This is a genomic window from Sphingopyxis macrogoltabida (assembly GCF_001314325.1).
GTDB classification, from domain to species: domain Bacteria; phylum Pseudomonadota; class Alphaproteobacteria; order Sphingomonadales; family Sphingomonadaceae; genus Sphingopyxis; species Sphingopyxis macrogoltabida.
This window is the reverse complement of record NZ_CP009429.1, coordinates 667,068-693,398: the sequence shown is the minus strand read 5'-3', so window position 1 is coordinate 693,398 and position 26,331 is coordinate 667,068. Positions and strand designations below refer to the sequence as shown.

28 protein-coding genes and 1 tRNA gene are annotated in these 26,331 nt (G+C 65.0%); 20 read left to right on the top strand and 9 right to left on the bottom strand.

The window, feature by feature from the left end; all coding sequences use genetic code 11:
• Positions 1–23 precede the first annotated feature (23 nt).
• Positions 24–968 carry a DUF7146 domain-containing protein gene (locus LH19_RS03410; RefSeq protein WP_234716070.1) on the bottom strand — a complete coding sequence of 315 codons (945 nt, stop codon included), beginning with the start codon at positions 966–968 and terminating at the stop codon, positions 24–26.
• Between the two features lie 195 nt (positions 969–1,163).
• On the opposite strand from LH19_RS03410, the gene LH19_RS03405 reads away from it, so the two are divergent.
• A complete protein-coding gene (locus tag LH19_RS03405) occupies positions 1,164–1,364 on the top strand; it encodes a helix-turn-helix domain-containing protein (protein WP_039575699.1) in 201 nt (66 codons plus the stop codon).
• Here LH19_RS03405 and LH19_RS03400 read toward each other — a convergent pair.
• Together LH19_RS03400 and LH19_RS03395 are read right to left on the bottom strand one after the other, a co-directional pair.
• Positions 1,361–2,596: a tyrosine-type recombinase/integrase gene (locus LH19_RS03400; RefSeq protein WP_039575702.1), complete on the bottom strand. Its 1,236-nt coding sequence runs from the start codon at positions 2,594–2,596 to the stop codon at positions 1,361–1,363. The genes LH19_RS03405 and LH19_RS03400 overlap by 4 nt on opposite strands.
• A gap of 173 nt (positions 2,597–2,769) precedes the next feature.
• A tRNA-Leu gene (locus tag LH19_RS03395) sits at positions 2,770–2,856 on the bottom strand.
• 200 nt (positions 2,857–3,056) lie between these two features.
• Between LH19_RS03395 and LH19_RS03390 the strand changes: the two genes are divergently transcribed.
• From LH19_RS03390 to LH19_RS03355, 8 genes are all read left to right on the top strand, one after another.
• Positions 3,057–3,992: a complex I NDUFA9 subunit family protein gene (locus tag LH19_RS03390; RefSeq protein WP_054732947.1), complete on the top strand. Its 936-nt coding sequence runs from the start codon at positions 3,057–3,059 to the stop codon at positions 3,990–3,992.
• A gap of 39 nt (positions 3,993–4,031) precedes the next feature.
• Positions 4,032–4,286: a DUF6356 family protein gene (locus LH19_RS03385; protein ID WP_054588752.1), complete on the top strand. Its 255-nt coding sequence runs from the start codon at positions 4,032–4,034 to the stop codon at positions 4,284–4,286.
• Between the two features lie 4 nt (positions 4,287–4,290).
• Positions 4,291–5,046, top strand: coding sequence for an alpha/beta hydrolase (locus tag LH19_RS03380; protein ID WP_054724945.1), 756 nt, complete (start codon positions 4,291–4,293; stop codon positions 5,044–5,046).
• A gap of 67 nt (positions 5,047–5,113) precedes the next feature.
• The gene (locus tag LH19_RS03375; protein WP_054724942.1) at positions 5,114–5,551 is read left to right on the top strand and encodes an acyl-CoA thioesterase; all 438 of its coding nucleotides are present in this window, start codon (positions 5,114–5,116) and stop codon (positions 5,549–5,551) included.
• Between the two features lie 9 nt (positions 5,552–5,560).
• Positions 5,561–5,998 carry a VOC family protein gene (locus tag LH19_RS03370; RefSeq protein WP_054724940.1) on the top strand — a complete coding sequence of 146 codons (438 nt, stop codon included), beginning with the start codon at positions 5,561–5,563 and terminating at the stop codon, positions 5,996–5,998.
• A gap of 6 nt (positions 5,999–6,004) precedes the next feature.
• Positions 6,005–6,412, top strand: a complete 408-nt coding sequence (locus LH19_RS03365; protein WP_054724937.1) for a VOC family protein — start codon at positions 6,005–6,007, stop codon at positions 6,410–6,412.
• An 83-nt stretch (positions 6,413–6,495) separates the two neighbouring features.
• Positions 6,496–7,224 (top strand): hydroxyacylglutathione hydrolase, encoded by a 729-nt coding sequence (gene gloB, locus LH19_RS03360; protein WP_054724935.1) that lies wholly within the window; start codon positions 6,496–6,498, stop codon positions 7,222–7,224.
• A 63-nt stretch (positions 7,225–7,287) separates the two neighbouring features.
• Entirely contained in the window at positions 7,288–7,740 is a 453-nt protein-coding gene (locus LH19_RS03355; protein WP_054724933.1) for a hypothetical protein, read from the top strand.
• A 180-nt stretch (positions 7,741–7,920) separates the two neighbouring features.
• Here LH19_RS03355 and LH19_RS03350 read toward each other — a convergent pair whose 3' ends face one another.
• Genes LH19_RS03350 through LH19_RS03340 form a run of 3 tightly spaced genes read right to left on the bottom strand, consistent with a single transcriptional unit; the run spans position 7,921 to position 12,605 of the window.
• On the bottom strand, positions 7,921–9,750 hold the full coding sequence (locus LH19_RS03350; protein ID WP_054724931.1) for an AMP-dependent synthetase/ligase: 1,830 nt from the start codon (positions 9,748–9,750) through the stop codon (positions 7,921–7,923).
• Between the two features lie 43 nt (positions 9,751–9,793).
• Complete coding sequence (gene ggt / locus LH19_RS03345; RefSeq protein ID WP_054732943.1) at positions 9,794–11,485, bottom strand: gamma-glutamyltransferase; 1,692 nt, start codon at positions 11,483–11,485, stop codon at positions 9,794–9,796.
• Positions 11,486–11,534: 49 nt separating this feature from the next.
• The gene (locus LH19_RS03340) at positions 11,535–12,605 is read right to left on the bottom strand and encodes a quinone-dependent dihydroorotate dehydrogenase (RefSeq protein ID WP_054724929.1); all 1,071 of its coding nucleotides are present in this window, start codon (positions 12,603–12,605) and stop codon (positions 11,535–11,537) included.
• 80 nt (positions 12,606–12,685) lie between these two features.
• On the opposite strand from LH19_RS03340, the gene LH19_RS03335 reads away from it, so the two are divergent.
• The 10 genes from LH19_RS03335 (at position 12,686) to LH19_RS03290 (ending at position 21,695) form a co-directional block, all read left to right on the top strand.
• On the top strand, positions 12,686–14,506 hold the full coding sequence (locus tag LH19_RS03335) for a DUF885 domain-containing protein (RefSeq protein WP_054724927.1): 1,821 nt from the start codon (positions 12,686–12,688) through the stop codon (positions 14,504–14,506).
• Between the two features lie 101 nt (positions 14,507–14,607).
• Entirely contained in the window at positions 14,608–15,495 is an 888-nt protein-coding gene (locus LH19_RS03330) for an AraC family transcriptional regulator (protein ID WP_054724925.1), read from the top strand.
• A 283-nt stretch (positions 15,496–15,778) separates the two neighbouring features.
• Positions 15,779–16,240 (top strand): SUF system Fe-S cluster assembly regulator, encoded by a 462-nt coding sequence (locus tag LH19_RS03325; RefSeq protein WP_054724923.1) that lies wholly within the window; start codon positions 15,779–15,781, stop codon positions 16,238–16,240.
• Positions 16,237–17,724, top strand: coding sequence for a Fe-S cluster assembly protein SufB (gene sufB / locus LH19_RS03320; protein ID WP_054724921.1), 1,488 nt, complete (start codon positions 16,237–16,239; stop codon positions 17,722–17,724). Before LH19_RS03325 ends, sufB begins: the two co-directional genes overlap by 4 nt.
• A complete protein-coding gene (locus LH19_RS03315; RefSeq protein WP_054724919.1) occupies positions 17,724–18,152 on the top strand; it encodes a hypothetical protein in 429 nt (142 codons plus the stop codon). The genes sufB and LH19_RS03315 overlap by 1 nt, the downstream gene beginning before the upstream one ends.
• On the top strand, positions 18,139–18,882 hold the full coding sequence (gene sufC / locus LH19_RS03310) for a Fe-S cluster assembly ATPase SufC (RefSeq protein WP_054724917.1): 744 nt from the start codon (positions 18,139–18,141) through the stop codon (positions 18,880–18,882). Before LH19_RS03315 ends, sufC begins: the two co-directional genes overlap by 14 nt.
• Complete coding sequence (locus LH19_RS03305) at positions 18,879–19,610, top strand: SufD family Fe-S cluster assembly protein (protein ID WP_054724915.1); 732 nt, start codon at positions 18,879–18,881, stop codon at positions 19,608–19,610. The genes sufC and LH19_RS03305 overlap by 4 nt, the downstream gene beginning before the upstream one ends.
• Positions 19,611–19,687: 77 nt before the next feature.
• Positions 19,688–20,872, top strand: coding sequence for an aminotransferase class V-fold PLP-dependent enzyme (locus LH19_RS03300; RefSeq protein ID WP_145923335.1), 1,185 nt, complete (start codon positions 19,688–19,690; stop codon positions 20,870–20,872).
• Positions 20,869–21,339 (top strand): SUF system Fe-S cluster assembly protein, encoded by a 471-nt coding sequence (locus tag LH19_RS03295; RefSeq protein ID WP_054724913.1) that lies wholly within the window; start codon positions 20,869–20,871, stop codon positions 21,337–21,339. The genes LH19_RS03300 and LH19_RS03295 overlap by 4 nt, the downstream gene beginning before the upstream one ends.
• Positions 21,339–21,695 (top strand): HesB/IscA family protein, encoded by a 357-nt coding sequence (locus tag LH19_RS03290; protein ID WP_054732937.1) that lies wholly within the window; start codon positions 21,339–21,341, stop codon positions 21,693–21,695. Before LH19_RS03295 ends, LH19_RS03290 begins: the two co-directional genes overlap by 1 nt.
• Positions 21,696–21,704: 9 nt before the next feature.
• Here the strand turns inward: LH19_RS03290 and LH19_RS03285 are convergent, their stop codons facing one another.
• Both LH19_RS03285 and LH19_RS03280 read right to left on the bottom strand, forming a co-directional pair.
• On the bottom strand, positions 21,705–22,421 hold the full coding sequence (locus LH19_RS03285) for an extensin-like domain-containing protein (protein WP_234716069.1): 717 nt from the start codon (positions 22,419–22,421) through the stop codon (positions 21,705–21,707).
• A 37-nt stretch (positions 22,422–22,458) separates the two neighbouring features.
• The gene (locus LH19_RS03280; RefSeq protein WP_054724909.1) at positions 22,459–23,850 is read right to left on the bottom strand and encodes a cytochrome P450; all 1,392 of its coding nucleotides are present in this window, start codon (positions 23,848–23,850) and stop codon (positions 22,459–22,461) included.
• A 169-nt stretch (positions 23,851–24,019) separates the two neighbouring features.
• Here LH19_RS03280 and LH19_RS03275 point away from each other — a divergent pair, with 169 nt between their 5' ends.
• Complete coding sequence (locus LH19_RS03275) at positions 24,020–24,898, top strand: peptidase (protein ID WP_234716068.1); 879 nt, start codon at positions 24,020–24,022, stop codon at positions 24,896–24,898.
• A 21-nt stretch (positions 24,899–24,919) separates the two neighbouring features.
• On the opposite strand, the gene LH19_RS03270 is transcribed toward LH19_RS03275, so the two are convergent.
• On the bottom strand, positions 24,920–26,260 hold the full coding sequence (locus LH19_RS03270; RefSeq protein ID WP_054724904.1) for a dicarboxylate/amino acid:cation symporter: 1,341 nt from the start codon (positions 26,258–26,260) through the stop codon (positions 24,920–24,922).
• Positions 26,261–26,331 lie beyond the last annotated feature (71 nt).

Genomic DNA, 26,331 nt, shown 5'->3' with positions numbered 1-26,331 from the left:
CCTGGCGGCGATGGCCCGACCATTCAGGCCGCTCGGCGCCGCCAGTCCCTCGCTCCCTTCCCTCCATGTCGTAGGACGTCGTTCCAGTCGTTCCGATCGTTCCATGGCCAGATCGTCTCGATACGCCGTCCGGAGACCGCCTGCGCCTTCATGGCGAGCGGCACGGCGAGGCGGCCGGCACGGTCGTTGTCGGGCAACAGGATGAGACGCGACACCGAATCTGGCGTAGCAATACGTGGGATGCGCTCATTGCCGAGCGCAGCCCAGACCGGAATGCCGAGGAGGATCATCGCCGAGATCGCTGTCTCGATGCCCTCGGCAATTCCGAGTGTATCAGTGGCGGGCGCGAGTCGAACCGCACCTGTGCGGGGGTGACCGAGCAATCTGCGAGGATGCTGGAGGTCGCGCGCGCGTCGGCCCTTGCGATCCAGGAAGGTCCGGTGGACGGCCACCAATCCCGAATCATCTGTTACCGCGGCGAGCATCGCCGGTCGGAACACGGCCAGTCGCCCCCTGCCAAGCGGCGTTCGCGGAGCGAAGCGCAGGCAGTCAGGTGCAATATCGATCGACCTATTCCGCAAATAGGTCTCCGCGATTGTCCAATTTATTGGCCGACCAATGCCCCACAGCTCACGGGCACGCCGCTGTAGCCATTCCTTAGGCAGGCAGGATGGCACACCCCTGCCGTCATGCGCGTCGAGGGCGGTCAGATCGTCGCGACGGAGAGCCCGGAGCACATCGGAAATGTCGCAGCCGGCAAAGCATTTGAACAAAAGTCGTGTTTCGCCAACCCTGACCGACAGGCTCGGCGTTCGATCGTCATGAGCAGGACAGCAGCACATGCCAGAATCGCCTGACCAAGCCCCGCCTAAGCGGCGCACAAGAGCAGCCCCGGCGACCTCGAGTTCTGGCTTTCGAGACGTTGAAAACCCAGCAGGCATGGCAAGCCTCTTCATCAGGACGGACACGCAATCCCCCCCTCTCTTCCTCCTCGCTCGGCTTGGCTGCAGCATTGGTCCGATTGCCCCCGCGGCGCAGGAATGCCGCCGACCGGCAGATTTATGCCCTAACCCTTGTGACGAACGTGGCGCCGGGAATACTCGAGCCGGCGAAAGCTGCGTTGGAACCGCGCGCAAAAATGTCTCGTTGCGAGGACACGAAAGATGCGGGATTCTGATGACGCTCCGGTCGAGATCGTATTTGTCGAGCCCCTAACGGTGCGGATTTCGACCGCCGTCAAGCTTACCGGCATCAGTCGATCACGAATATATGAACTCATCGAGTCCGGCGACCTCGACACCGTCAAGGTCGGCCGGTCCACATTAATTCCATTCAAGAGCCTCAAGGCGCTGACCGGCGGCTAGCCACTTGAGTTCGCCGGTTTCCCGAAAGCGGGTCGCAGAATTTGAGCGCCATCGCGAAGCTCGTTCAGATAGTCGGACCAATGTTGCATCATGCGGACGCGCTCATCCCAATATTCGCCTCGCGTGTAGATACGGCGGGTCGCATTGGCATCGAGATGGGCGAGCTGCCTCTCGATCGCATCAGGGTGCCACATGCCCATCTGGTTGAGGAGCGTGGCTGCTGTCGATCGGAACCCATGCGCCGTCATCTCCTCGCGGCTATAGCCGAGGCGACGCAGTGCCGCGCTCACCGTATTCTCGGACATGCACCGCCGGGAGGTCCGAAACGACGGAAACAGAAATTGCCCATGGCCGGTGAGGCCGTGCAGTACTTCAAGCATTTCGAGAACCTGCCTCGACAGGGGAACACAGTGCTGGCGACGCATTTTCATCTTGTCGGCCGGGATCGTCCACACCGCGTCCTCGACATCGATCTCTGTCCATTCCGCCTGTCGCAATTCCCCCGGCCTGACGAAGACATGCGGAGTCAGTCGCAGCGCAATCGCCGTGATTTCGTGACCGGTATATCCTTCGATAGCGCGCAAGAGCGCCCCTGTTTCCTTGCGGGTCGTGATCGCGGCGTGGTGCTTTACCTTGGGTGCCGTGAGCGCGCCGCGCAGGTCAGCCGCGAGATCACGGTCGGCCCTTGCGGTGGCGATTGCATAGCGGAAGACTCTGCTAATAACGCTGCGCATTCGACGGGCACTTTCATACCGGCCATTTGCTTCGACCTTTCGGAGAACGGCCAGAACTTCCTGGGGCGTGATTTTTGAGATCGGCCGGCTGCCGATCAATGGATTGGCGATATCGAGAAGCCAGCGAATTTTGCGAAGCGTGACGGCCGCGCGCTCTTCCCGTTCGTTTTTCGCCAGCCATTCCGCCGCAATCGTCTTGAACGTGTTGTCCTCGGCGATCTTTCGGGTGATCCGTTCGACCTTCTTTTCCGCGGCCGGGTCGAGACCGGAGACGATTTTCTTGCGGGCCGCGTCTCGCAACTCACGGGCGGCGGAAATCCCGACGTCCGGCCAAGACCCGAAGTAGAGCGTCTTTTGCCGTTCGAGGTGCCGATAGTTCATTCGCCAGAGTTTGGCCCCGTTCGGCCTTACCAAGAGGTACAGCGCATCCGAATCGGCCATTTTATAGGCCTTTTCCATGGGCTTGGCGTTCGAGATCTGGATGTGGGTAAGCGTCATGATGGTTTCACCTGCAAGAGGCTGACCGGAACCATCAAAAACACCATCAAAGCTGATGGTATGCTGATGGTTCCGGCTGGATCAGCCTGGATTCCATTCAGCGATTCTCATCGAAAAAACGGTGGAAAACCAGCCGCTTGCTGGACATTCCCGGACGTTGCCGGAAAGGTCACTGGTGCCCAGAAGAGGACTCGAACCTCCACGACCTTGCGATCGCCAGCACCTGAAGCTGGTGCGTCTACCAATTCCGCCATCTGGGCACGGGGTAGGAGCGGGCGCTTAGCGGGGGGGCAGTCGGCTTGTCAACCGCGCTGCGGCCGGAGCCGCATATTTTATCGCAAGGGCGCGGTTTCGCGTTGCCATCCGCCGCCTCGCCCCTTGCCCCGGCGAACGCTTCGCGGCATGGGGAGCCATCGGGCGCGCGCACGCGCCAGCACAGAATCGGATACAGGCGGACATGATGCAAAAGCTCGACGGGCAATTGATCACGGTGCTGGGCGGCGGCGGCTTCCTCGGCCGCTATGTCGTGCAACGTCTGCTGGCGCGCGGCGCGCGCGTGCGCATTGCCGAACGCGAACCGCGCAAGGCGGTCTTCCTGAAGCCACTCGGTGGCCTCGGCCAGACGCAGTTCGTTGCCGCCGACGTCCGCGATGCCGCAAGCGTCGCGCGCGCCGTTGCCGGAAGCGATGCGGTGATCAACCTCGCGGGCAGCTTCGACGATATGCGTGCGGTACAGGCGGACGGCGCCGGCCATGTCGCGGCGGCGGCGAAGGCGGCCGGCGTTCCGACGCTGGTCCATATCTCGGCGATCGGCGCCGACAGCGGCAGCGCATCCGCCTATGGCCGCAGCAAGGGCGACGGCGAGGCGGCCGTGCGCGGGGCTTTTCCCCAAGCGGCAATCCTGCGCCCGTCCATTCTCTTCGGCCGCGAAGACCACTTTATCAACCGCTTTGCAACGATGATGCGCCTGTCGCCGGTCATTCCGGTGATCGCGCCGAAGGCGAAATTCCAGCCGGTCTATGTCGGCGACGCCGCCGATGCGGTCGTCGCGGCGCTTGCCCCGGCCGCGGCGGGCAAGACCTTCGAACTCGGCGGGCCCGAGGTGCTGACGATGGCCGCATTGCAACGGCGGGTCGCCGACGCGACGGGACGCAAGCCGCTGTTCGTCGATATTCCCGACGCGGTCGCATCGGCGCTGGCCAGCGGGCTCGGTTGGGCACCCGGCGCGCCGATCACCAAGGATCAGTGGCTGATGCTCCAGACCGACAATGTCGTCGCGACGGGTGCGAACGCCCTGACGCAACTCGGCGTCACCCCGACCGCGCTCGCCGACGTGACCGACGGCTGGCTGGTCCAGTATCGCCGCCATGGCCGCTTCGCGCAGGCGGCTTCGTAAAACGCCGCCGGTCATCCGGATGCCGAAAGGGAGCCCTTCATGTTCAAGCGCCTGTTCGTCGATCACCCCAAGGCCGTCGATGAAAGCTATGCCGAACATTTCGGCGTCGCATCGCGCTTTGGCCTGACAATGATCTGGGGCGGCGCCTGCGCGCTGGTCCACGCCGTCGTTCCGGGCTGGTGCATCACCACGGGCAGCGACACGATCCGCCGCCTCAACAAGATCATGGTCGAACAGCGCGCCGCCAAGGGGCAGGCCGCAATGCAGATGAACACGGTCGACTGGGTCATCTGACCGCGTGTCCGACACCCCCGATTATCTCGACCGCGCGGCGCGGCCGCGGCTTGCCTATCGCTTTGTGGCGGGAACAGGTCCGACGATCATCTTCCTGCCCGGCTATATGTCCGACATGGCGGGAGGCAAGGCGACGGCGCTTTTCGACTGGGCAGCGGCCGAAGGGCAGGCCTGTCTGCTTCTCGATTACGCCGGTTGCGGACGGTCGGACGGGCTGTTCGCCGAACAGACCCTGCTCGACTGGCGCGGCGACGTACTCGACCTGATCGACGCGAAGGCCGCGGGACCGGTCATTCTTGTCGGATCGTCGATGGGCGGGTGGCTGATGCTGCTTACCGCGCTCGCGCTGGTGCAGCGCGACGGGCCGGCGCGCGTCGCGGGGCTGGTCGGCGTCGCGGCAGCGCCCGATTTCACCGGCTGGGGCTTCACCCCCGAAGAAAAGGCGATCATCCTCGCCGAGGGCGAACTGCGCGAAGAGACGCCGTACAGCGACCAGCCCTATGTGACGACGCGTGCCTTCTGGCAGTCGGGCGAGGCGAACCGCCTCCTCGACGGCGACATTCCCCTCGCCTGCCCCGTGCGCCTGCTTCACGGCGAGGAGGACGGCGACGTTCCGCCGGATATCAGCCTGAAGCTGTCCGCCGCGCTCGCCAGTGAGGATGTGCAGGTGACGCTCGTCAAGGGCGGCGACCACCGGCTATCGCGCGATACCGATATCGCGCTGCTGATCGACACCGTCGCGCGTATCGCGACAAATTAGGCACCCTCGCGCGGATCGCGACAAATTAGACTCCGTCGCGCGGCTCGCGACCAATTAGAGGATTACCATGGCCCGCAGCGACTTTCGTTTCCACGTCACCAAGCGCGTCCGCTATGCCGAGATCGACGCGCAGGCGGTCGTGTTCAACAGCCGCTACCTCGAATATTTCGACATCGGGATCACCGAATATTGGCGCGCGGCCGGCGTCTACGAGCACTGGACCGCGCTCGAAAGCCCCGAATTCCACGTCGCGCGCGCCGAGGTCGATTACAAGGCGCCGATCCTGCTCGACGAGGAAATCGACATTTGCGTCCGCTGCTCGCGCGTCGGCCGCAGCTCGATGACCTTCCTGTTCGAACTGCATGGCGCCGGCCGCGACGACCTGCGCGCATCGGGGCTCGAGGTCAGCGTCCATGTCGAGGAAGCGCGCGGCGCGACCGCGCCGGTGCCCGATGCATTCGTAAATCTGTTCGAAGCGTTTGAAGGACGCAGCCTTCGCGCCTAGATAAGGCGCATGACGAAATATCTCCATACGATGATCCGCGTGTCGGATCCCGATGCCACCATCGCCTTCTTCAACCTCGTCGGGCTCGAGGAAGTGCGCCGTTTCGACAGCGAACAGGGCCGCTTCACGCTGATCTTCCTCGCGCCGCCGGGCCAGGCGGGGGTGGCGGAGGTCGAGCTGACCTATAACTGGCCGCCCGCCGACGGCAGCGCGGCCGAGGAATATACGGGCGGGCGCAATTTCGGGCATCTCGCCTATCGCGTCGACAATATCTACGACACCTGCCAGCGGCTGATGGACGCGGGCGTGACGATCAACCGTCCGCCGCGCGACGGGCATATGGCGTTTGTCCGCTCGCCCGACGGCATTTCGGTCGAACTGCTGCAGGACGGCCATCTGCCGCCGCAGGAGCCATGGGCATCGATGCCCAACACGGGGAACTGGTAAGCCACCATGCCGGGCCTGTTGATCAACATCGACGTGCCCGACGTGATCGCCGGCGAGCGATTTTATACCGCCGCACTCGGCCTGACGGTGGGGCGCCGCCTCGGCAGCGATATCGTCGAACTGACCGGGTGCGATGCGCCAATCTATCTGATCGCCAAGCCCGCCGGGACCGCAATCGGCCCCGGCGGCGGCGATTTCAGGCGTTATCACCGGCACTGGTCGCCCGTGCACCCCGATTTCACGGTCGACGACCTCGATCGCGCCGTCGCGCGAGCGCTGGCCGCCGGGGCGACGCAGGAGGGCGAGACGATCGACCTGCCCTATGGCCGGCAGGCGATGTTCGCCGATCCGTTCGGACACGGATTTTGCCTGATCGAATTCAATGCCGCGGGATATGACGCCATCGCCTGCTGATGTAGCAACCTGCACCTATCAAGGCTGACGGCCTTCCGCTTCGTCTTGGAAGCGAACGAGGCCGAAAGCGAAAGGAGACGATCATGACTGCACTCGACATCGTCCGCATTCCGGTCCTCAGCGACAATTATGTCTGGCTGGTCCACGAACCCGGCAGCGGCGCGACGATGGTCGTCGACCCCGCGGTCGCCGATCCGGTGCTGGCCGCGGCGGCCGAGCGCGGCTGGACGATCACCGATATCTGGAACACCCATTGGCATCCCGACCACACCGGCGGCAACGCCGCGATCAAGGAAGCGACGGGGTGCACGATCACCGGCCCGGCTGCCGAATATGAGCGCATCCCGACGCTCGACGTGCAGGTGAAGGGCGGCGACACGGTCCGGCTCGGCAGCCACAGCGCCGAGGTATGGGACGTCCCTGCGCATACGGCCGGTCACATCGCCTATCATTTCGCGAACGATCGCGCGATCTTCGTTGGCGACACGATGTTCGCCATGGGTTGTGGCCGGTTGTTCGAGGGGACGGCCGAGCAGATGTTCGGCAATATGCAGCGGCTGGGCACGCTCGACGATGCGACGCGCGTCTATTGCGCGCACGAATATACGCTGTCGAACGCACGCTTCGCGGTCACCGTCGAGCCCGACAATGCGGCGCTTGCGGCGCGGCTCGCGGCGGTCGAGGCGGCGCGCGGTGCGGGCGAGGCGACGGTGCCGACGAGCATCGGCGAGGAACGCGCGACCAACCCGTTCCTCCGCGCCGCCAGCGCGCAGGAACTCGGTCGCATCCGGGCGTTGAAGGACGCCGCCTAGGGCGGCGCGCGGAGCTTCAGGGAGCGTTCACTTTCGGGACGTCATAGCGAAGGCAGGAGCAACATGATGGCGAAGCTCAATCCGGTTCACGGCATCGCACTGGCGATATTGGCCGCACCGCTGGTCGCGGGCTGCGCGCCTGCGGGCGACGCCGGGCCGGGCGCGGCGGCGCTGACGCCGAAACAGGCCGAAACGCTGGACAAGCAGCTTGCCGGCAAGGTCCCCGGCAAGCCCGAGAAATGCCTGCCGAGCTTTCGCACCACCGACACGATCCGGGTGTCCGACAATATCCTGTTGTACCGGGCGAGCGGCAACCTCGTCTATCGCAACGACCTGAAGGGCAGTTGCCCCGGGCTCGCGCGCGACAGCGACATCATGGTCATCCGCCAGTTCGGGTCATCGACCTGCAGCGGCGATTTCTTTCATCTGGTCGACCGGTCGAGCGGCATTCGCGGTCCGACCTGCGTGCTTGGAGAATTTGTCCCCTATCGCAAACCGGCGGGGGACGAAGGCTGAACCAGCGGTTCGGTCGCAGGCGGGGCCCGGTTTGCGCCGAGCTCTTCGGGTCGCACCCCCGCCTGCTATTTGAAGATTGCGTACCATATCCCGCTCGCATCGAGCGAAGCCGAGATGCCCTTCGGGCTAGGCGCAAGACCGATGGGTGTCTCGACTTCGCTCGACACGAACGGATAAGGGCTATGCCTTGTACAAGGCCGCGATCTTGTCTTCGTAAACCTGTTTCAGCACATGGCGCCGGATCTTCATCGACGGCGTCATCTGCTCATTCTCGATCGTGAAGGCCTCGTCGGCGAAATCGAACTTGCGCACCTTTTCGATCACCGAGAGCTGGCCGTTGACGCGGTCGACCGCGGCGCGGATCACGGCGCGGAACTTCTCATGCTCGCGCAGCAGCTTCAGATCCTTGGGCAGCCCCTCGGCCTCGGCCCATTCGGCCGCCCATTCGGGATCGGGGACGAGGATGCCGACAAGATGCGGGCGCTTGTCGCCATAGACCATCGCCTGCAGGATTTCGGGCTGCAACGTCAGCATGCCCTCGACACGTTGCGGCGAGACATTGTCGCCCTTGTCGTTGACGATCAGGTCCTTCTTGCGGTCGGTGATGACGATGCGGCCCTTGTCGTCGATATGGCCGATATCGCCCGTGTGTAGCCAGGCGCCTTTGTCCGGCTCCGCCGGATCTGGGACGAGCACGCGCTCGGTCTCCGCCTGATTGCGCCAATAGCCTTTCATCACCAGCTCGCCGCGCACCAATATCTCGCCGTCGTCGGCGATCTTCACCTCGGTGTTCATCAGCGGCGGCCCGACGGTGTCCATCTTGATCCCGGCGGACGGCCGGTTGCAGCTGATCACCGGCCCGGCCTCGGTCTGGCCATAGCCTTGCAGCAAAGTCAGCCCGATCGAGTGGAAGAAAACGCCGATCTCGGGATTGAGCGGCGCGCCGCCCGACACCAGCGCCTTCATCCGGCCGCCGAAACGCTTGCCGATCTTGGGCCGGAACAGCCGGTCGAGCAGCAGGTCGACCGGCCGGTCGAGCAGGCCCATGCGCCGCTCATAATCCTTCTCGCCGACGCGCAGCGCCTGATTCAGCATCCAGTTGGCGAGCTTGCCCTGTTTTTCGACCGCCTTGATCATCCGCGCGCGGATCACCTCGAACAGCCGCGGGACGACGACCATGATCGTCGGGCGCGTTTCCTCGATGTTCGAGACGAGCTTTTCGAGCCCCTCGCTATAATAGATTTGCGCGCCGACCATGATCGGCAGGAACTGGCCGCCCGAATGTTCATAGGCGTGGCTGAGCGGCAGGAAGGAGAGGAATACCTCTTCGTCGCCGATCCCGAAATCATTAACGAGCACCTCCGCGGCACCCGCTGCATTGTGCAGGATCGCGCCATGATGCTGCATCACCCCGCGCGGCGCGCCGCCGGTGCCGCTGGTATAGATGATGCACGCCGTATCCTCGCGCTTGACGCCGAGCCCGCGCGCCTTGGTTTCCTCCAGATATGTCTCGCCGTTCTGGACGAGCGGCGCCCAGTCGTGGACCGAAACCTCGCCCTGCTGGCCGACACGCAGGCTTTCCATGCTGATCACGATATGCGCTTCGGACCGCATCACCGCGGGCATCAACACGCGCGCCAGCTTCGCCGTCGACACGATCACCGCCTTGGCACCGCTGTTGTCGAGGATATGCTGATGGTCGCGTTCGGTGTTGGTCGTATAGGTCGGAACGGTGATGCAGCCGGCGGCCATGATGCCCAAGTCGGCGATGCACCATTCGGGGCGGTTCTCGCTGACCAGCACCACCCGGTCGCCTTCCTTGAGGCCGAGTTCGCGCAAATTATGCGCCAGCGCCGCCACTTGGCCGGCGACCTGCCGCCAGCTCAGCGGCTGCCAGGCCCGATCGGCCTTGTGCCACAGGAATGGATCGTCGCCGCCCTTTTCGGCGCGGTCGAAGAACATCGCGACCAGACTCGGAAAATGGTCGAGATGGGGGTTTTCCAGCTTCATGCCTCTTGCTCTCCCACAGAGGTTTTTCCGTTATATGATGCTCTTATCCCTGCGGCGGCGCGCCATCGACCGACGAGGTGCCGGGACCGCGCGGGTCGGCGGCGCCGTGCCACACCTCCCCAACGCGCTGCGCCGCGTTTAGCTTCGACCCGAGGTCGGCCGGGGTGAAAGCGTAACCGAATGGCTGCATCTTCGCCGCGATCGCCTGTCCCGCCGCATCGTCCTCGATCAGCACGCCCTTTTCACCGAAGAACAGGTTCGGCAGCGCGATCGCTTCCTCGGCCGACAGCCCCCAGTCGAGCACGCCGATCAGCGTCTTCGTGACATGCATGATGATCCGCTTGCCGCCCGCCGAGCCGACCGCAAGGATGACCTTGCCGTCGGGGCCATAAACGATCGTCGGCGACATCGACGACAGCGGACGTTTGCCCGCCTCGACGCGGTTGGCGGCCGGAGCGCCGTCCTGCACGGGGCTGTGATCGAAATCGGTGAGCTCGTTGTTGAGGAAATAGCCGTTCACATTGAGATGGCTGCCAAAGATGCTTTCGACGGTCGAGGTCATCGACGCGACATTGCCGGCGCGGTCGACCGCGACGAAATGCGTTGTGCCGTTCTCGGCGACCGGACCCGACGAGGTGCGCGCCGGGGCGCCCGGCGGCGTTCCGGCCTCATAATGGCCTGCCGCGCCATAAGGCGAGATGAGCTGGCGGCGCTCTGCAAGATAGGCCTTGTCGAGCAGCCCCTTGACCGGAACATCGACGAAATCGCCGTCACCAAGATATTTGGCGCGGTCGGCATAGGCGAGTTGCATCGCCTCGGCGATGAGGTGCCAGCTCATCGGATTGTCCTTGCCCATCGTCTTCATGTCCCAGCCCTCGATCATGCCGAGGATGCCGAACACCGTGGTCGCGCCCGACGAAGGCGGGCCCATGCCGCAGACCTTGTAGACGCGATAGGTGGTGCAGACGGCGGGACGGTCCTTCGCCCGATAGGCGGCCAGATCCTGCGCGGTCAGCACCGCCGGATTGCGCACCGATTTCGCGACCGTTTCGCTGATCGCGCGGGCGTTGGCGCCGGTGTAGAAGGCGTCGGGACCGCGCGCCGCGATATCGCGCAGCAGCGCCGCATAGGCCGGGTTCTTCAGCCGCGTCCCGACCGGCACCGGCTTGCCATCGACATAATAGATCGCGCGCGCGGCCGGAAAATCCTTCCACAGCGCCTGATAGCGGTCGAGCCAGTTGTAGAGCGCCGGGGTAACCTCATAACCGTCCTCGGCCAGTTTGATCGCGGGCTGGAACAAAGCCTTCCATTCGAGCTTGCCCCATTTCCGGTGCGCCATTTCCATCAGGCGGATATTGCCGGGAACACCAACCGAAAGGCCGCCGGGAATGACGTCCGAGTAACCGCGCGGCTTGCCGTCGGGGCCGAGAAAACGCCCGGGCTTCGCCGACGCCGGCGCGGTCTCGCGGCCGTCGATCGTCGCGATGCCGTCCGATTTGGCGTCGTGATAGACGAGGAAACCGCCGCCGCCGATGCCGCTCGACTGCGGTTCGACGAGCGTCAGCACCGCGACCATCGCGACCGCCGCATCGGCTGCCGTGCCCCCCTGCTGCAGGATCGCCCGTCCGGCCTCGGTCGCGCGCGGATCGGCGGACGAGGTAACGCCCTGCGCCGCGGCGAGCGAGGGAAGCGAAACGATAAAAAGGCTGATGACGGCAAGGAGTCGTTTGATCATGCGCGCGACATTGGCGCGGGGGTGCAGACAGCGCAACCCCGATGGCGGATCAGGCGGACGTCCCCACCGCATCGGCGACCCGCGTAAAGCCATCGCGCGCCGCGAGCGTTTCGAGCCCGCGCGCGATGCGCCCCGCGAGCCCCGGTCCTTCATAGACCATCGCCGAATAGATCTGGATCAGGCTGGCCCCCGCACGAATCCGTTCCCACGCCTGTTCGGCCGAAGCAATGCCGCCTGCGGCCACGAGCGGCAGCTTGCCGCCGCTGGCGCTCCGGAAATCGCGGACCCGCTGGAGCGCGAGGCCTGCCAGCGGAGCACCCGACAGCCCGCCCGCTTCGCCCGCATGGCGCGAGGCGAGCGCCGGCCGCTCGATCGTCGTGTTCGATACGATCACCGCCGCCAGCCCCTTGTCGAAGGCGACGGCAACGATGTCGTCGATGTCGGCGGGTTCGAGATCGGGCGCGACCTTGAGGAATACCGGCCTCGCGCCGTCTGCGGACTGCGCCGCGGCGACGCCGTCGAGCAACGCCTCGAGCGCGCCGCGATCCTGCAGCGCGCGGAGGCCCGGCGTGTTCGGCGAGCTGATATTGACCGTCAGATAGTCGGCGAGCGGTGCCATCGCCGCCGTGCCCTTGGCATAGTCGGCGATGCGGTCGGCGCTATCCTTGTTGGCGCCGATGTTGATGCCGAGCGGTACGGGCAACCCGAACCGGCGCAGGCAGACGATCCGCTCCGCCGCCTTTTCCTGACCGCCATTGTTGAAGCCCATGCGATTGATCACCGCGCCGTCTTCGACGAGGCGGAACAGCCGCGGGCGCGGATTGCCGTCCTGCGGCAGCGGCGTCAGCGTGCCAACCTCGACGAAGCCGAAACCGAAATGCGGCATCGCATGGGCGACGCGTGCATCCTTGTCGAACCCCGGCGCGAGCCCGACCGGATTGGGGAAGTGCAAACCGGCGAGCTCGGTCGCCAGCGCCGGGCTGGTCAGCGCGTGACGGGCACGCGGCAGCGGCTGGAGCGCGTTCAGGGTCAGATTGTGCGCGGCTTCGCCGTCGGTCGCATGGACGAGCGGACGAACGAGCGCATAGGCGGCATCGGCGGCAGAGGCGAAGAGCGACATGGCCCGCCATTGCGCCGGACCGGAGCCTATGGCAAGCCCTTCGGCGGGTCAGAATGAAGTACCGGAAACCGGGGAGAAAAATGGTGTCGCACCTTCGCCTTGCCGCCAGGCTGTCCAGCGGCCTGCTCGTCCTTGCGCTCGCGGGATGCGCGTCGGCTACTGCCGATCCCGTGGCAACGGCGCCCGCCGCCCCTGCCCCCGCCGATCCGCCCGCCGGAGCCGGGCTCGCCGAATTCTTCGACAAATATGACGCGGCGCAGCTTTCGCTCTCGCCGCAGGGCAAGGCATATCGCGGCATTCGCGACGCCGACTATGGCAAATGGGACGACCCGAGCGACGAAAGCGAGGTCGCGACGCACAAGCTGCAGCAGGCGACGGCGGAGGCGATGCGCGGCAGTTTCGACCCCGCCCGGCTGTCGACCGAGGACGCGCTGTCGTTCGAGCTGTTCAATGCGCAGGCCGAGCGCGCCGACCGCCTGTTCGCTTTTCGCGACCACGGCTATCTCTTCGACCAGATGAACGGCGCGCAGAGCCGGCTTCCCGCCTTCCTGATCAACATCCACCGCGTGTCGAACGTCGCCGAGGCCGAGGCCTATGTCGAACGAATCCGCGGCCTCGGCCCGGTGCTCGATTCGCTGACCGCGCAGTCGGCGGAGCGCGCCGCCAAGGGTCTGCAGCCGCCCAAATGGGTCTATGCCTATGTGATTTCGGACATCGGCAATCTGCTCAAACCCGACAATGCCGTGGTGGAGGACCTCGCCGCCAAGGTCGGCAAGCTGGACATTGCTCCGGCGGAAAAGACGCGCCTCGTCGCCGCAGCCGGGGCGGCGTGGCGCGAAAGCGCTGGCCCCGCCTATGAACGGCTGCGCGCCGAAATGCAGCGCCAGCAGGCAAGCGCGCCGACCGAGGACGGCGTATGGCGGATGCCGGACGGCGGCGCCTATTATGCCGCGCTGCTGGCGAATTACACCACGACCGACATGACCGCCGCGCAAATCCACGATCTAGGCCTGTCCGAAGTCGCGCGCATCCACGGCGAAATGAAGAAAATCATGGCGCAGGTCGGCTTCAAGGGCACGCTACAGCAATTCTTCGCGCATCTGCGCGACAGCCCGCAATATTATTACACCACCCGCGAAGCTTATCTGGCCGAGGTCGATGCGAAGGTGAAGGCGATGGAGGCGCGGCTTCCGGCCTTCTTCAACATGCTGCCCAAGGCGCCGCTGCAGGTGAAGGCGGTCGAGGCGTTTCGCGAAAAATCGGCCGGCAAGGCCTTCTACCAGTCGCCCTCACCCGACGGGTCGCGTCCCGGCACCTATTATGTGAATCTCTATGACCTCCGCGACATGTCGAAGACCGAGCTTGAGGCGCTCGCCTATCATGAGGGGGTTCCCGGCCATCACCTCCAGCGCGCGGTGCAGACCGAACTCACCGGCCTGCCGCCCTTCCGCCGCTTCGGCGGCTTCACCGCCTATACCGAGGGCTGGGGCCTCTATTCGGAGGAACTCGCCAAGGACATGGGCTTCTATACCGATCCCTACAGCGATTTCGGCCGGCTGGGGATGGAGCTGTGGCGCGCGTGCCGGCTTGTCGTCGACACCGGCATCCACGACAAGCGCTGGAGCCGCGAGCAGGCGATCCAGTATCTCAAGGACAATACGCCGAACCCGCAAGGCGACATCGAAAAGGCGATCGAGCGCTATATCGTCTATCCGGGGCAGGCGACCGCCTATCTGATCGGCAAGCTCAAGATCATGGAACTTCGCGGCCGCGCGCAGGCGGCGCTCGGCGACCGGTTCGACATCCGCGCGTTTCACGACGTCGTGCTCGAATCGGGACCGGTGCCGCTCGACATATTGGAGCGCCGCGTCGACGCGTGGATTGCCACGCAGAAGGGCTAGCCCACGATAAATAAATTGCGGCTTGACGCGCCGCGGTGAAAGGAAAATTATATCCGGCATAAACAGGCGGCAAAAAAGCTGCCGATGGGGTCGGTCTCGTCATGTCGGATAATATTTCCTCGTCAGGGGACGTAAGCGGCGAAGCGCCGTTCGAACTGCATTATTTTCCGCCCGATCCCGATCTGGCGGACATGGTGTCGAGCTTTTACGCTGCGCGCGTCAACATGCCGCGCTTCGACGAATATGAGCGCGCCGACCGCCCGCAATTCCGTTTCGTGACCGCCGCCGACGGCGAATATGTCTTCGCCGACGGCCACCGGTCGCAGGTCTGCAACGCCAATATCGTCGGCCCGACGAGCGGCCGGGTGCGCGCGATCAGCAATTGCCCGACGCGCATGTTCGGCTTCGGCATGCTCCCCGCGGGCTGGGCCGCGCTGATGGGCGACGACGCCGAAAAGCTCACCGACCGCGCGATCGACGCCGCCGACCTGTTCGGCGACTGGATCGGCGAAGTCGCCGCCGCACTCGAAAATGCCGCCGACGCCGCCGAACAACTGGTGATCGGCAATAATTTCGTCCGCGAAATCCTGAAACGCAACGAGCCCGCGCCGATGTGGTTCATCCGCACTGTCGACCGCTGGCTGACCGAAAGCGCGTCGCCGCAGGTTCCCGAACTGGTCGACGCGACGGGCATGTCGATCCGCTCGGTCGAGCGGATGACCAAACATTATTACGGCCTGTCGCCGCGCATGCTGGCGCGCAAATATCGCGCCGTCCGGGCGGCGTCAGCGCTGGCGCGCGGCGAAGGGCTCGATGCCGCGGCGCTCGGCGACGCCTTTTACGACCAGTCGCACCTGATCCGCGAGATCAAGCGCTTTGCCGGCGCCACGCCGGGGCAGCTCGGCAAGCCGTCGCGCTATACCGAAGCGACGACGCGCGGCCGCAAGGAACTGGCCGGCAAGGTCAGCCCGCTCGTCTCCGAAACCTGACGCCGCACCCCGCACCGCGCCGTTAACCACGAAAATCGCGCCCGCCGTCGTTTTGGCGTTTTCGTACAATCGCGAATCGGCCCGCGGGCATAATCCAGCCTTGCGACCCAGAAGAGCTCATCCTCCTCGCGAGGACGAGACCTTCATCTTGGCACTCATTCGGCTCCCGGCCGGGTGGGTGCCTTTTTTCTTGGGCGGCATATAGCGCCCCTTGGTTGCGCCGCACAAAGGGCTGGCCTATATAAGTGGAGTAATTTACTCCAGTTAAGAATCGTTCGCAAAAATGCGCCTGTCGAACCTTGCCGATTATGCCGTGGTGCTGATGAGTGCCGCCGCCCGCCAGTGCGGGTCGGTGCCGATTCACGCCGGCATGCTCGCCGAGCAGACGGGAATTCCCGGACCGACCGCGCAGAAGCTGGTAAGCGGGCTCGCCCGCGCCGGGCTGCTCGTCGCCTCGCGCGGCAGCGGCGGCGGGGTGCGCCTCGCGCGGCCCGCGGCGGCGATCAGCGTCGCCGATATCATCGAAGCGGTCGAGGGACCGATCGCGCTCACGTCCTGCGTGTCCGAAGGGCGGCACGACTGCTCGCTCGAGGGCAGTTGCAAGGTCCAGCCGCACTGGGGCGTCGTGAACGGCGCCGTGCGCGGCGCACTGGCGCAGATCAGCCTCGCGAGCCTTGCCGCCGCACCGAAACCGACATTCACCCGGCCTGCCCCGGCGCTGGCCGGCGACGAGATCAGAGTATGACCGACAGCACCGATACCCCCCTCAAGGATCAGGCCGCGCACGACGCCGCCGCCAAAGTCGCCGATTATGAGCATGGCTGGTCCTCGGCCATCGAGACCGACTTCGCGCCCAAGGGGCTGACCGAGGATACGGTCCGCTTTATTTCGGCGAAGAAGAACGAGCCCGAATGGATGCTCGACTGGCGGCTGAAGGCGTTCCGCCACTGGCAGACGATGGAGACGCCTGACTGGGCGAAGCTCAACGTCCCGCCGATCGACTATCAGGACGCCTACTATTACGCGGCGCCCAAGGCGAAGCCGAAGCTCTCCAGCCTCGACGAGGTCGATCCCGAGATCCTCGAAGTCTACAAGAAGCTCGGCATTCCGATCGAGGAGCAGAAGGTGCTCGCCGGGGTCGAGGGCGCGCGCAAGGTCGCGGTCGACGCGGTGTTCGACAGCGTCAGCGTCGCGACGACCTTCCGCGAGGAACTGAAGCGCGCGGGCGTGATCTTCCTGTCGATTTCGGAAGCCATCCGCGAATATCCCGAGCTGGTGAAGAAGTGGCTCGGCAAGGTCGTGCCGATGCACGACAATTATTTCGCGACGCTCAACTGCGCGGTCTTCTCCGACGGGACGTTCGTCTATGTGCCCGAGGGTGTGCGTTGCCCGATGGAGCTCAGCACCTATTTCCGCATCAATGCCGAGAATACCGGGCAGTTCGAGCGGACGCTGATCGTCGCCGACAAGGGCGCATATGTGTCCTATCTCGAAGGCTGCACCGCGCCGATGCGCGACGAGAACCAGCTTCATGCCGCAGTGGTCGAACTGGTTGCGCTCGACGATGCCGAGATCAAGTACAGCACCGTCCAGAACTGGTATCCGGGCAATGCCGAGGGTCTGGGCGGCATCTATAATTTCGTGACCAAGCGCGCGCTGTGCCAGGGCAAGCGCAGCAAGGTGTCGTGGACGCAGGTCGAGACCGGCTCGGCGATCACGTGGAAATATCCGAGCTGCGTGCTCAACGGCGACGACAGCGTCGGCGAATTTTATTCGGTCGCGGTGACGAACAATTACCAGCAGGCCGACACCGGCACCAAGATGATCCACAATGGCAAGCGCACGCGCTCGACCATCGTCAGCAAGGGAATCAGCGCGGGCAAGTCGAACAACACCTACCGCGGCATCGTCCGCGTCGCGCCCAATGCCGAGGGTGTGCGCAACTTCACCCAGTGCGACAGCCTGCTTCTGGGAAGCACCTGCGGCGCCCACACCGTCCCCTATATCGAAGTCCGCAACCCGAGCGCGACGGTCGAGCATGAAGCGACAACGAGCAAGATCAGCGACGACCAGCTCTTCTACGCGATGCAGCGCGGGCTGGGGCAGGAAGAGGCGGTGGCGCTGATCGTCAACGGTTTCGCGAAGGAAGTGTTGCAACAACTGCCGATGGAGTTTGCCGTCGAAGCCCAGAAATTGCTGGGGATCAGCCTTGAGGGGAGCGTGGGGTGATGCTTTTTCCTGCAACGATCGTGCTGACCATGCTCGCCATGGGGACGGAATCCCACAAACCCCCTCAGACTGCCGAGGAAGCGCGGGCACTCGGATATCCGACGGGGATCGACGTCGGCATGGAACCGCCTGTCCGGCCGATGCTGGAAGCCTATTCGGAATGTCTCGATGCAAAGCTCGGAAAAGTCACCTTCTACAATTTTTCCGAGATCGCCCACCAAGCGCACAAGGACATCGAGCGGTGCAAAGACGTACGTGCGAAATCGATCATCGACGCCGATATCGCCTTGAGCAAGACCATCGGTTGGGAAGACGCCGAGAAGCGCAAAGCCTCGATCGACGATACTTTTGATACCGAAGACGCGTCGCATGTGAAAATCGCTAAAGAAACCGCCGAGTGGATGAAAAAACAAAATGCTCAAAATTGAAAACCTCCACGCCACCGTCGCCGACAAGCCGATCCTGAAGGGCCTGTCGCTCAGCATCAACGCGGGCGAAATCCATGCGATCATGGGTCCCAACGGCGCGGGCAAGTCGACGCTGTCCTATGTCCTCGGCGGGCGCCCCGGCTATGAGGTCACCGACGGTTCGGCGACCTTCGACGGGCAGGACCTGCTCGACATGGACCCGCACGAGCGCGCCGCGGCGGGCCTGTTCCTCGGCTTCCAGTATCCGGTCGAGATCCCCGGCGTATCGAACGTCCAGTTCCTCCGCGAAAGCCTCAACGCCCAGCGCAAGGCGCGCGGCGAGGAACCGCTCTCGGGCGGCGACTTCCTGAAGCTCGCGCGAGAGAAGGCGGGGCTGCTCAAGCTCGACATGGACATGCTCAAGCGTCCAGTGAACGTCGGCTTTTCGGGCGGCGAGAAGAAGCGCAACGAGATGGTGCAGATGGGCATCCTCGATCCCAAGCTGGCGATCCTCGACGAGACCGACAGCGGCCTCGACATCGACGCGCTGCGCGTGGTCGGCGACGGGATCAACGCGATCATGCGCCGCCCCGACAAGGCGGTGCTGCTGATCACCCATTATCAGCGCCTGCTCGACTATGTGCAGCCCGATTTCGTCCACGTCCTCGCCGCCGGCCGCATCGTCAAGTCGGGCGGCCCCGAACTCGCGCTCGAACTCGAACGCGAAGGCTATGCGGAGATCGCGGCTTGACCGTTACCGCCCTCCCCACCCGCCGCGACGAAGCGTGGCGCTATAGCGATATCGACGCGGTGGCGGCGGCGTGGCCGCTGCCCGCACCCGAAAGCATCATGGTGCCCGCGGGCGGCAATTTCTCGCGTGCGATCATTCAGGACGAAGGCGACATTCGCCAGATCACCCTCACCCTTGGTAAGGGTGCGGTCGCCCAACTGCACATCCTCAACATCGGCGGCGCCTATGGCCGCATCGAACTCGCCGTGACGCTGCACGAAGGCGCCGACTTCCATCTCGGCGCGGCGCAGATCGGCGGCGGCGAGCAGAATCTCGAGATCGTCACCACCGTCACCCACGCCGAACCCGGCGCTACGTCACGGCAGATGGTGCGTTCGGTCCTCGGCGGCACCGCCACCGGCACCTATCTCGGCAAGGTCGCCGTCGCGCGCGATGCCCAGCAGACCGACAGCGAACAGGATGTGAAGGCGATGCTGCTCGACCGCAGCGCGACCGCCAACGCCAAGCCCGAACTCGAAATCTTCGCCGACGACGTCAAATGTGCGCACGGCTGCGCGATCGGCGAACTCGACGCGATGAGCCTCTATTATCTCCAGTCGCGCGGCCTGCCGCCCGCCGAAGCGAAGAAGATTTTGCTGCAGGCCTTCGTCGCGGGCGTATTCGACGGCGCCGAGGATGAAGAGCAGTTGCAGGCGCTCGCGCTCGCGAAACTGGGGGAATTGGTGTGAGCAGCGCCGACATCTCTTCTCCCCTCCCGCTTGCGGGAGGGGTCGGGGGAGGGCCTGTCGATGGCCTGAACCGGAACATGCCCTCCCCTAACCCCTCCCGCAAGCGGGAGGGGGACATAAGGTCTGACTTCCCCGGCCTGACGCCCGGCTGGCACTATCTCGACACCGCCGCGACCGCGCAGAAGCCGCAGGCAGTGATTGACGCGACCGTCAATGCGATGGGCCGCGACTATGCGACCGTCCACCGCGGCGTCTATGCGCGCTCGGCCGATATGACGCTCGCTTACGAGGCGGCGCGGCGGCGGATCGCGGCGTTTATCGGCGCGCGCGAGAATGACGTGACCTTCGTGCGCGGCGCGACCGAGGCGATCAACCTCGTCGCCTACTCGCACCCGCGCAAAGGCCGCGTGCTGCTGTCGGTGCTCGAACATCACAGCAATATCGTCCCCTGGCAGCTCGCGGGCTGGCAGGTCGACGTCTGCCCGCTGACCGCCGACGGCTGCATCGACCTCGATGCCGCCGAAAAGCTGCTCACCCCCGAACACACGATGGTCGCCTTCGCGCATGTCTCGAACGTGCTCGGCAGCCCACTCGACGTCGCGCGCGCGGCAGACCTCGCGCACCGGGTCGGCGCCGAGCTGCTGATCGACGGCTGTCAGGCGGTGCCGCGCCTGCCCGTCGACGTCGCGGCATTGGGCTGCGACTATTACGCCTTCTCGGGCCACAAGCTCTATGGCCCCACCGGCGTCGGTGTGCTGTGGAGCGACAAGCTCGACATGCTGCCGCCTTGGCAGGGCGGCGGGTCGATGATCGACCGCGTGACCTTCGAGCGGACGACCTACGCCCCCGCCCCAACGCGTTTCGAGGCGGGCACCCCCGCGATCGTCGAGGCGATCGGGCTGGCGGCGGCGGTCGATTATGTCGAAGCGATCGGCATCGACGCGATCCACGCGCACGAGGTCGCTCTGGTCAATAGGTTACGCGAAGCCCTTGCCCGCAAGAACAGCATTACGCTCTATGGCCCTGAAAACAGTGCTGGAATCGTCAGCTTTGCGATGGCGGGGGTTCATCCGCACGATATCGGCACTATCTTGGACGAAAGCGGGGTCGCGATCCGCGCCGGGCACCATTGCGCGCAGCCGCTGATGGAGCAGCTCGGCGTTCCGGCGACCGCGCGCGCGAGCTTCGGTGTGTACAACAATGACGACGATGTGGCGGCGCTGATCGACGGCCTCGCCCGCGTCGAGAGGATTTTCGGATGAGCGAGGATCGCATGATCAAGGTGGAAGAAGTCACGAGCGTCGAAGCGCCGCCCAAGGCGCGCGTCGAGGACGTCGAGAGCGCACCCGAGAAGCTCGAGCGCAAGCGCGACTATCTGGAAGGCTTTCTCGCGGCGAAACCCGCAGAGGTTGCGCCCGGTGCGGTCGGCGGCGACCTGTATGAAGCCGTGGTCAATGCGCTGAAGGATATTTACGATCCCGAAATCCCGGTGAATATCTACGACCTCGGCCTCATCTATAATGTCGAGATCGACGAAGGGCATGTCCTCGTCACCATGACGCTGACGACGCCGCATTGCCCCGTCGCGGAATCGATGCCCGCCGAAGTCGAACTGCGTGTCGGCGCGGTCCCCGGGGTCGGCGATGCCGAGGTTAATCTCGTCTGGGATCCGCCGTGGAGCCCCGAGAATATGAGCGACGAAGCGCGCCTCGAACTGGGGATGCTGTGATGACCGACGTAAAAACCCGCGCTCGCCGCGCCGCGGTCACGCTGACCGCCAATGCCGAGGAGCGTATCGCGAAGCTGATGGCGTCGGCGCCCGAAGGCGCGATCGGCGTCCGCCTGTCGACGCCGCGCCGCGGCTGTTCGGGACTCGCTTACTCGGTCGACTATGTCACCGAGGAGCAGAAGTTCGACGAGAAGATCGAGACCCCCGGCGGCACCTTCTACATCGACGGCGCGTCGGTACTCTATCTGATCGGCAGCACGATGGACTGGGTCGAGGACGATTTCGCTGCCGGCTTCGTGTTCGAAAATCCGAACGCCAAGGGTGCGTGCGGCTGCGGCGAGAGCTTCACCGTCTAAACCCGGGACCTAGCGGCAGATCGTCCAGCCCGCCGTCCGCTTCGCCATGTCGAAGTGGAAATGATTGGCGTGCGCGGCATTGTGGTCGGGCGACAGAACGGTACTGAACAGGCCGCACGATCCGTCGCGCACCGCGTGCAGGAACTCGCCGCGCTTGTCGCCTTCGTCCCAATCGTTGATCAGCGAAATGCGCGTGCCGTCGGCGAGAATGAAGGCCGAGATGTCGATCGCATTGGCGGTTGAATGCTCGCTCTGCGCCTGCCGTCCGGCGATCTTGCGGCAGTTATAGCTGCCGAGGTTTTCGAGTTCGGTGACCTTCTGGCCGAAATATTTCCGCGCGAGCGGCTGCACGACGTCGCGGTCCCACAGGATCATCGCGGCGGTCACGGCGCAGCCCGGCGCGGCACCCGCGGGCCGCATCGTCGGCGCGAATTTGTTCCCGGTCAGGATCATCCGCTGGCTCGCCCGGCACACGCCGCGCCCGACCGCCGGACGCCGCAGGTACCCGGCCTTCGCGCGGTCGAAAGCGGCAAAGCAGGCGGCATCGTCGCCCGCCAGGCCGACGAGCTTGGCGTGCGTGGCCCAGCCTTGCGGATGCGCCAGCTCGAAACGCGCGGTCCGAACATGTTCGGGATGGTCGCGGACCCACTGCATCGCGCGGATCGCGCCGAGCGCCAGCAGCACCGCGACGGCGAACCAGATGAGATAGGGGCGGAGACTCGTCACGCGCCCCAGATGGCGCGTGACGACCGGCCGGGCAAGCTCAGAGCGGTGCGAAGGTGACCGTCAGACCATCCTTGGGCCGCGGGATCGGCAGCACCTGCCAGTCGGGGGCATAACCGTCCGGAAGGACGATGCGGTGCGTCGTGACGACATGGTGGAAAAAGATTTTCGCCTGCATATAGGCGAAGTGCAGCCCGAGGCACATATGCGCGCCGCCGCCGAACGGCACCCATGCATATTTGTGGCGCTCGCGGGCGACCTCGGGCGAAAAGCGCATCGGATCGAACTTTTCGGGCTCGGGCCAATGCTCTTCCATCATATGGGTGAAGGCGGGGCTGACCCCGACCGAAGTTCCGGCCGGGATGCGATAGCCGCCATATTCGAAATCCTTGAGCGCGCGGCGCGGGAAGCTCGGCACCGGGGGCACGAGCCGGAGCGCTTCCTTGAACGCCCATTCGGTCATTTCGAGCTCGCCGAGGCTGTTGTGTCCGACCCCCTCGCCCGCCGGCGCCACCGCAAGCATCTCCTCGCGGAGCCGGTCCTGCCATTCGGGATGCTTGCCGAGCATGTAGACGAGCGAGGTGACCGAGCTGGTGATCGTGTCGTGCGCCGCCATCATCAGGAAATTCATATGATCGACGATCGCCTCGACGCTCATATAGTCGCCATTGTCGTCCTTCGTCCGGCAAATCTGGCTGAACATGTCCTCGCCGCTGCCTTCGCGCCGTTCGGGCACCATGCGGCCGAAATAATCGACGAGATAGGCCCGCCCCCTTGCGCCGCGCCCCATAGCGGTGAAGGGCAAGGGCACGCGGACGATGCCGATCGACGCCTGCACCATGTCGACGAACGCCTTGTTGACCTTGTCCGCTTCGGGCCCCCAGGGGATGCCGAGGAAGCTGGTTGCGGCAAGGTCGAGCGTCAGTTCCTTGATCGCCGGATAGAATTTGAAGCTCTTGCCGCTCCATTCGGCGACGCGCCGGGCGATGCCTTCGTTCAGCGAGTCGGCATAATGGCGCATCGGTTCAGGCTTGAAGGCGACCGACAGTAGCTTGCGGTCGGCGCGGTGCTTTTCGAAGTCCATCAGCATGAGGCCGCGCGGGAAAAGCAGGTTGAGCACCGGCCCCCATCCCTGTTCGGACGAGAAAATCTTGTCGCGGTCGAACATGACGAGTTCGTTCGCCTCGGGGCCGTGCAGCGCGACGCTGCGCCCGCCGAAGCTGTTGTTGCGATAGACCCGGCCATAGGTGGCGACCATGCGGCGGGTGAAGGCGGGATAGTCGCGAAGCTGGTCGAGCGTGTTGCCGATGACCGGCATCCCGTCCTCGCCCGGAATATGATCGAGCGCGGCATCGGGATTGCGCGGCAGCCAGTGCTGCGTTTCGGGGCCGAACCGCGCTTCGGGCCAGTTGATCTTCGTCGGGGCGTTCATCGCGTCATATCCTCGTATCCGTCTATCCGGGCGAGCCTATCGAACTACTTACATTCATGCAAGTAACGCTTGGTCGGCGATACGACTCCATTCACCGCAAATTCAACTCGACTCGTGCAATCGGGTGTCCAATATCGCGGGCCCGTTCGTTGGGCCCTTGAAGGACAAGATGATGATCAAGAGCCTGAGGCGTCCCCTCTCCATCGTGCTCGGCGCGCTCGCGACCACAGCGCTTGGCGGCTGCTATTATGGCGACGTCGGGACGAGCTATGCTTCGGCCGGAAACCTCTGTGCGGACAGCTATTACGACTACGACCCCTATGCCTATGACGACGGCTATGGCTACGACTGCTATGACGGGTCGGACTATGGCAGCGGCTTCGTCAACATCGGCTTCGGCGGCGGCTGGTACGACGATTATTATTATCCCGGATACGGCACGTGGATGTACGACAGCTACCGCCACCGCTATCCGCTGCGCGGCCAGTATCTCAACTATTGGGGTGGCCGCCGCGCCTGGTGGCGCCATCATGGCGGCCGTCCCGGCAACGGCCACTGGAATGGACCGGGCCGCCCCGGCCATGGCGACGGCCGTCCGGGCCGGCCGGGACGCCCTGGCGGCTGGACGCCGGGCGATCGCGACAACGATGGTCATCATGGCACGCGTCCGGGTCGCCCCGGCGCGGGCAACCCCGGCGGTCCGCCGACGACGACCAATCCGGCACGCCCCGGACGGCCGGGACGTCCCGACGGCGTGAGACCTCGTCCGCCCGGTTCGGTCGATGCAACGCCCGGGCGTCCGGGCAGGCCCGGCCGACCCGATGGCGTGCGCCCGTCGTGGCCAGGCCGCGGCAATGGCGATGGCGTCCGGCCGGGACGTCCGGGCGGCCAGCCCGGCGGTGCGGCGACGGCACCGCGTCCGCCCGCGCAGGCAAGACCCGCACCCGCTCAGCGTCCGGCCCCCGCGGCCCGCCCCGCACCGCAACCGCGCGCCGATCCGCCCGCGCGCGGCGCGGGCGACCGGGTCAATCGCACCCGTCCGCAATAACGGCGACCAGGTCGGCGGCAGTCAGCGGGCCGGAGGCTTGCTGCTGTCGCTCACCATATCCTCCTGGAGCGTCAGCCCGCGCGCGCCGTGATGCGACGTGTGGGCTGGCGCGTGCGGATAGTCCTTGTCGGCGGGTTCCGGGACTTCGAGCATGCCTTCCCACTTGGCGATGACCGACGTTGCCACCGCATTGCCGACGACATTGGTCGCCGAGCGGCCCATGTCGAGGAACTGGTCGATGCCGAGGATCAGCGCGACGCCTTCGACCGGCAGGCCGAACTGGGTCAGCGTCGCGGTGATGACGACGAGGCTGGCGCGCGGCACCCCCGCAATCCCCTTCGACGTGATCATGAGCGTCAGCAGGATCAGGATCTGCGTGCCGATCGACAGGTCGATGCCATAGGCCTGCGCGATGAACAGCGTCGCAAAGCTCATATACATCATCGAACCGTCGAGGTTGAAGCTGTAGCCGAGCGGCAGCACGAAACCCGAAACGCGGCGCGGGATGCCGAAACGGTCGAGCTGCTCGAACAGCTTCGGCAGCGCCGCTTCCGACGAGGCGGTCGAGAAGGCGAGCAGCAACGGTTCGACGATATAGCGCGCCAGCGTCAGGATGCGCCTGCCGAGGAAAAGCGCCCCGACCCCGAACAGGATCATCCACAGCAAGGTCAGCCCGAGGTAGAATTCGAGGATGAGCCGCAGGAAGTCGAGCAGGATGCCGAGCCCGTTGACGGTGATCACGCCGGCAAGCGCGCCGAACACCGCGAAGGGCGCGAACAGCATCACATAGTTGGTGACCTGCAGCATCAGTTCGGCGAGCACGTCAACACCCCGGAGCAGCGGCGCGCCGCGATCGCCGAGCGCCGACAGGCCCACCCCGGCAAAGATCGAAAAGACGAGAATCTGCAGGATATTGTTCGACGCCATCGCCCCGAAAATCGATTCGGGGAAGATGTGGAGGATGAAATCGCGCAGGTTGAGCGCCGACGTCTTCACCTCGCCGATCTCCGCCGTCGGCGTCAGGTCGAGCCCGACGCCCGGCTGGAGCAGGTTGACGAGCAGCAGCCCGAGGGTGATCGACATGAAACTGGCGCCGATGAACCAGAGCAGCGACTTGAGCCCGATGCGGCCGAGCGCCGCGCTGTCGCCCATGTTCGCGATGCCGGCGACAATCGTCGCGAGAACCAGCGGCGCGATGATCATCTTGATCAGATGGAGAAAGACGTCGGGCAATATCTTGAAATAGCCGGCGATCTGCGTCGCCGCTTCCTTGTCGGCGCCGATCTGGGCATGCCCGATCGCGCCGGCGATAATGCCGAGCACCATGCCGACAAGAATGAATAAGGTCAGGCGTTTTGCCATGAAAAAATGCTCCCTGTTCCGGCTGGGCCGGATCTATGCGGAGGGGGTAACAGCCCGTTACGTGGCGGGCA

Bases quoted from the DNA above. Each gene is read 5' to 3' on its own strand.
- LH19_RS03295 (WP_054724913.1), top strand. From the start codon at position 20,869: ATGAGCGAGGATCGCATGATCAAGGTGGAAGAAGTCACGAGCGTCGAA.
- LH19_RS03300 (WP_145923335.1), top strand. From the start codon at position 19,688: ATGCCCTCCCCTAACCCCTCCCGCAAGCGGGAGGGGGACATAAGGTCT.
- LH19_RS03365 (WP_054724937.1), top strand. From the start codon at position 6,005: ATGCCGGGCCTGTTGATCAACATCGACGTGCCCGACGTGATCGCCGGC.
- LH19_RS03330 (WP_054724925.1), top strand. From the start codon at position 14,608: ATGTCGGATAATATTTCCTCGTCAGGGGACGTAAGCGGCGAAGCGCCG.
- ggt (WP_054732943.1), bottom strand. From the start codon at position 11,485: ATGATCAAACGACTCCTTGCCGTCATCAGCCTTTTTATCGTTTCGCTT.
- LH19_RS03325 (WP_054724923.1), top strand. From the start codon at position 15,779: ATGCGCCTGTCGAACCTTGCCGATTATGCCGTGGTGCTGATGAGTGCC.
- LH19_RS03390 (WP_054732947.1), top strand. From the start codon at position 3,057: ATGCAAAAGCTCGACGGGCAATTGATCACGGTGCTGGGCGGCGGCGGC.
- sufB (WP_054724921.1), top strand. From the start codon at position 16,237: ATGACCGACAGCACCGATACCCCCCTCAAGGATCAGGCCGCGCACGAC.
- LH19_RS03335 (WP_054724927.1), top strand. From the start codon at position 12,686: ATGGTGTCGCACCTTCGCCTTGCCGCCAGGCTGTCCAGCGGCCTGCTC.
- LH19_RS03270 (WP_054724904.1), bottom strand. From the start codon at position 26,260: ATGGCAAAACGCCTGACCTTATTCATTCTTGTCGGCATGGTGCTCGGC.
- LH19_RS03385 (WP_054588752.1), top strand. From the start codon at position 4,032: ATGTTCAAGCGCCTGTTCGTCGATCACCCCAAGGCCGTCGATGAAAGC.
- gloB (WP_054724935.1), top strand. From the start codon at position 6,496: ATGACTGCACTCGACATCGTCCGCATTCCGGTCCTCAGCGACAATTAT.
- LH19_RS03280 (WP_054724909.1), bottom strand. From the start codon at position 23,850: ATGAACGCCCCGACGAAGATCAACTGGCCCGAAGCGCGGTTCGGCCCC.
- LH19_RS03315 (WP_054724919.1), top strand. From the start codon at position 17,724: ATGCTTTTTCCTGCAACGATCGTGCTGACCATGCTCGCCATGGGGACG.
- LH19_RS03275 (WP_234716068.1), top strand. From the start codon at position 24,020: ATGATGATCAAGAGCCTGAGGCGTCCCCTCTCCATCGTGCTCGGCGCG.
- LH19_RS03370 (WP_054724940.1), top strand. From the start codon at position 5,561: ATGACGAAATATCTCCATACGATGATCCGCGTGTCGGATCCCGATGCC.
- LH19_RS03400 (WP_039575702.1), bottom strand. From the start codon at position 2,596: ATGACGCTTACCCACATCCAGATCTCGAACGCCAAGCCCATGGAAAAG.
- LH19_RS03290 (WP_054732937.1), top strand. From the start codon at position 21,339: ATGACCGACGTAAAAACCCGCGCTCGCCGCGCCGCGGTCACGCTGACC.
- LH19_RS03340 (WP_054724929.1), bottom strand. From the start codon at position 12,605: ATGTCGCTCTTCGCCTCTGCCGCCGATGCCGCCTATGCGCTCGTTCGT.
- sufC (WP_054724917.1), top strand. From the start codon at position 18,139: ATGCTCAAAATTGAAAACCTCCACGCCACCGTCGCCGACAAGCCGATC.
- LH19_RS03375 (WP_054724942.1), top strand. From the start codon at position 5,114: ATGGCCCGCAGCGACTTTCGTTTCCACGTCACCAAGCGCGTCCGCTAT.
- LH19_RS03405 (WP_039575699.1), top strand. From the start codon at position 1,164: ATGCGGGATTCTGATGACGCTCCGGTCGAGATCGTATTTGTCGAGCCC.
- LH19_RS03355 (WP_054724933.1), top strand. From the start codon at position 7,288: ATGATGGCGAAGCTCAATCCGGTTCACGGCATCGCACTGGCGATATTG.
- LH19_RS03350 (WP_054724931.1), bottom strand. From the start codon at position 9,750: ATGAAGCTGGAAAACCCCCATCTCGACCATTTTCCGAGTCTGGTCGCG.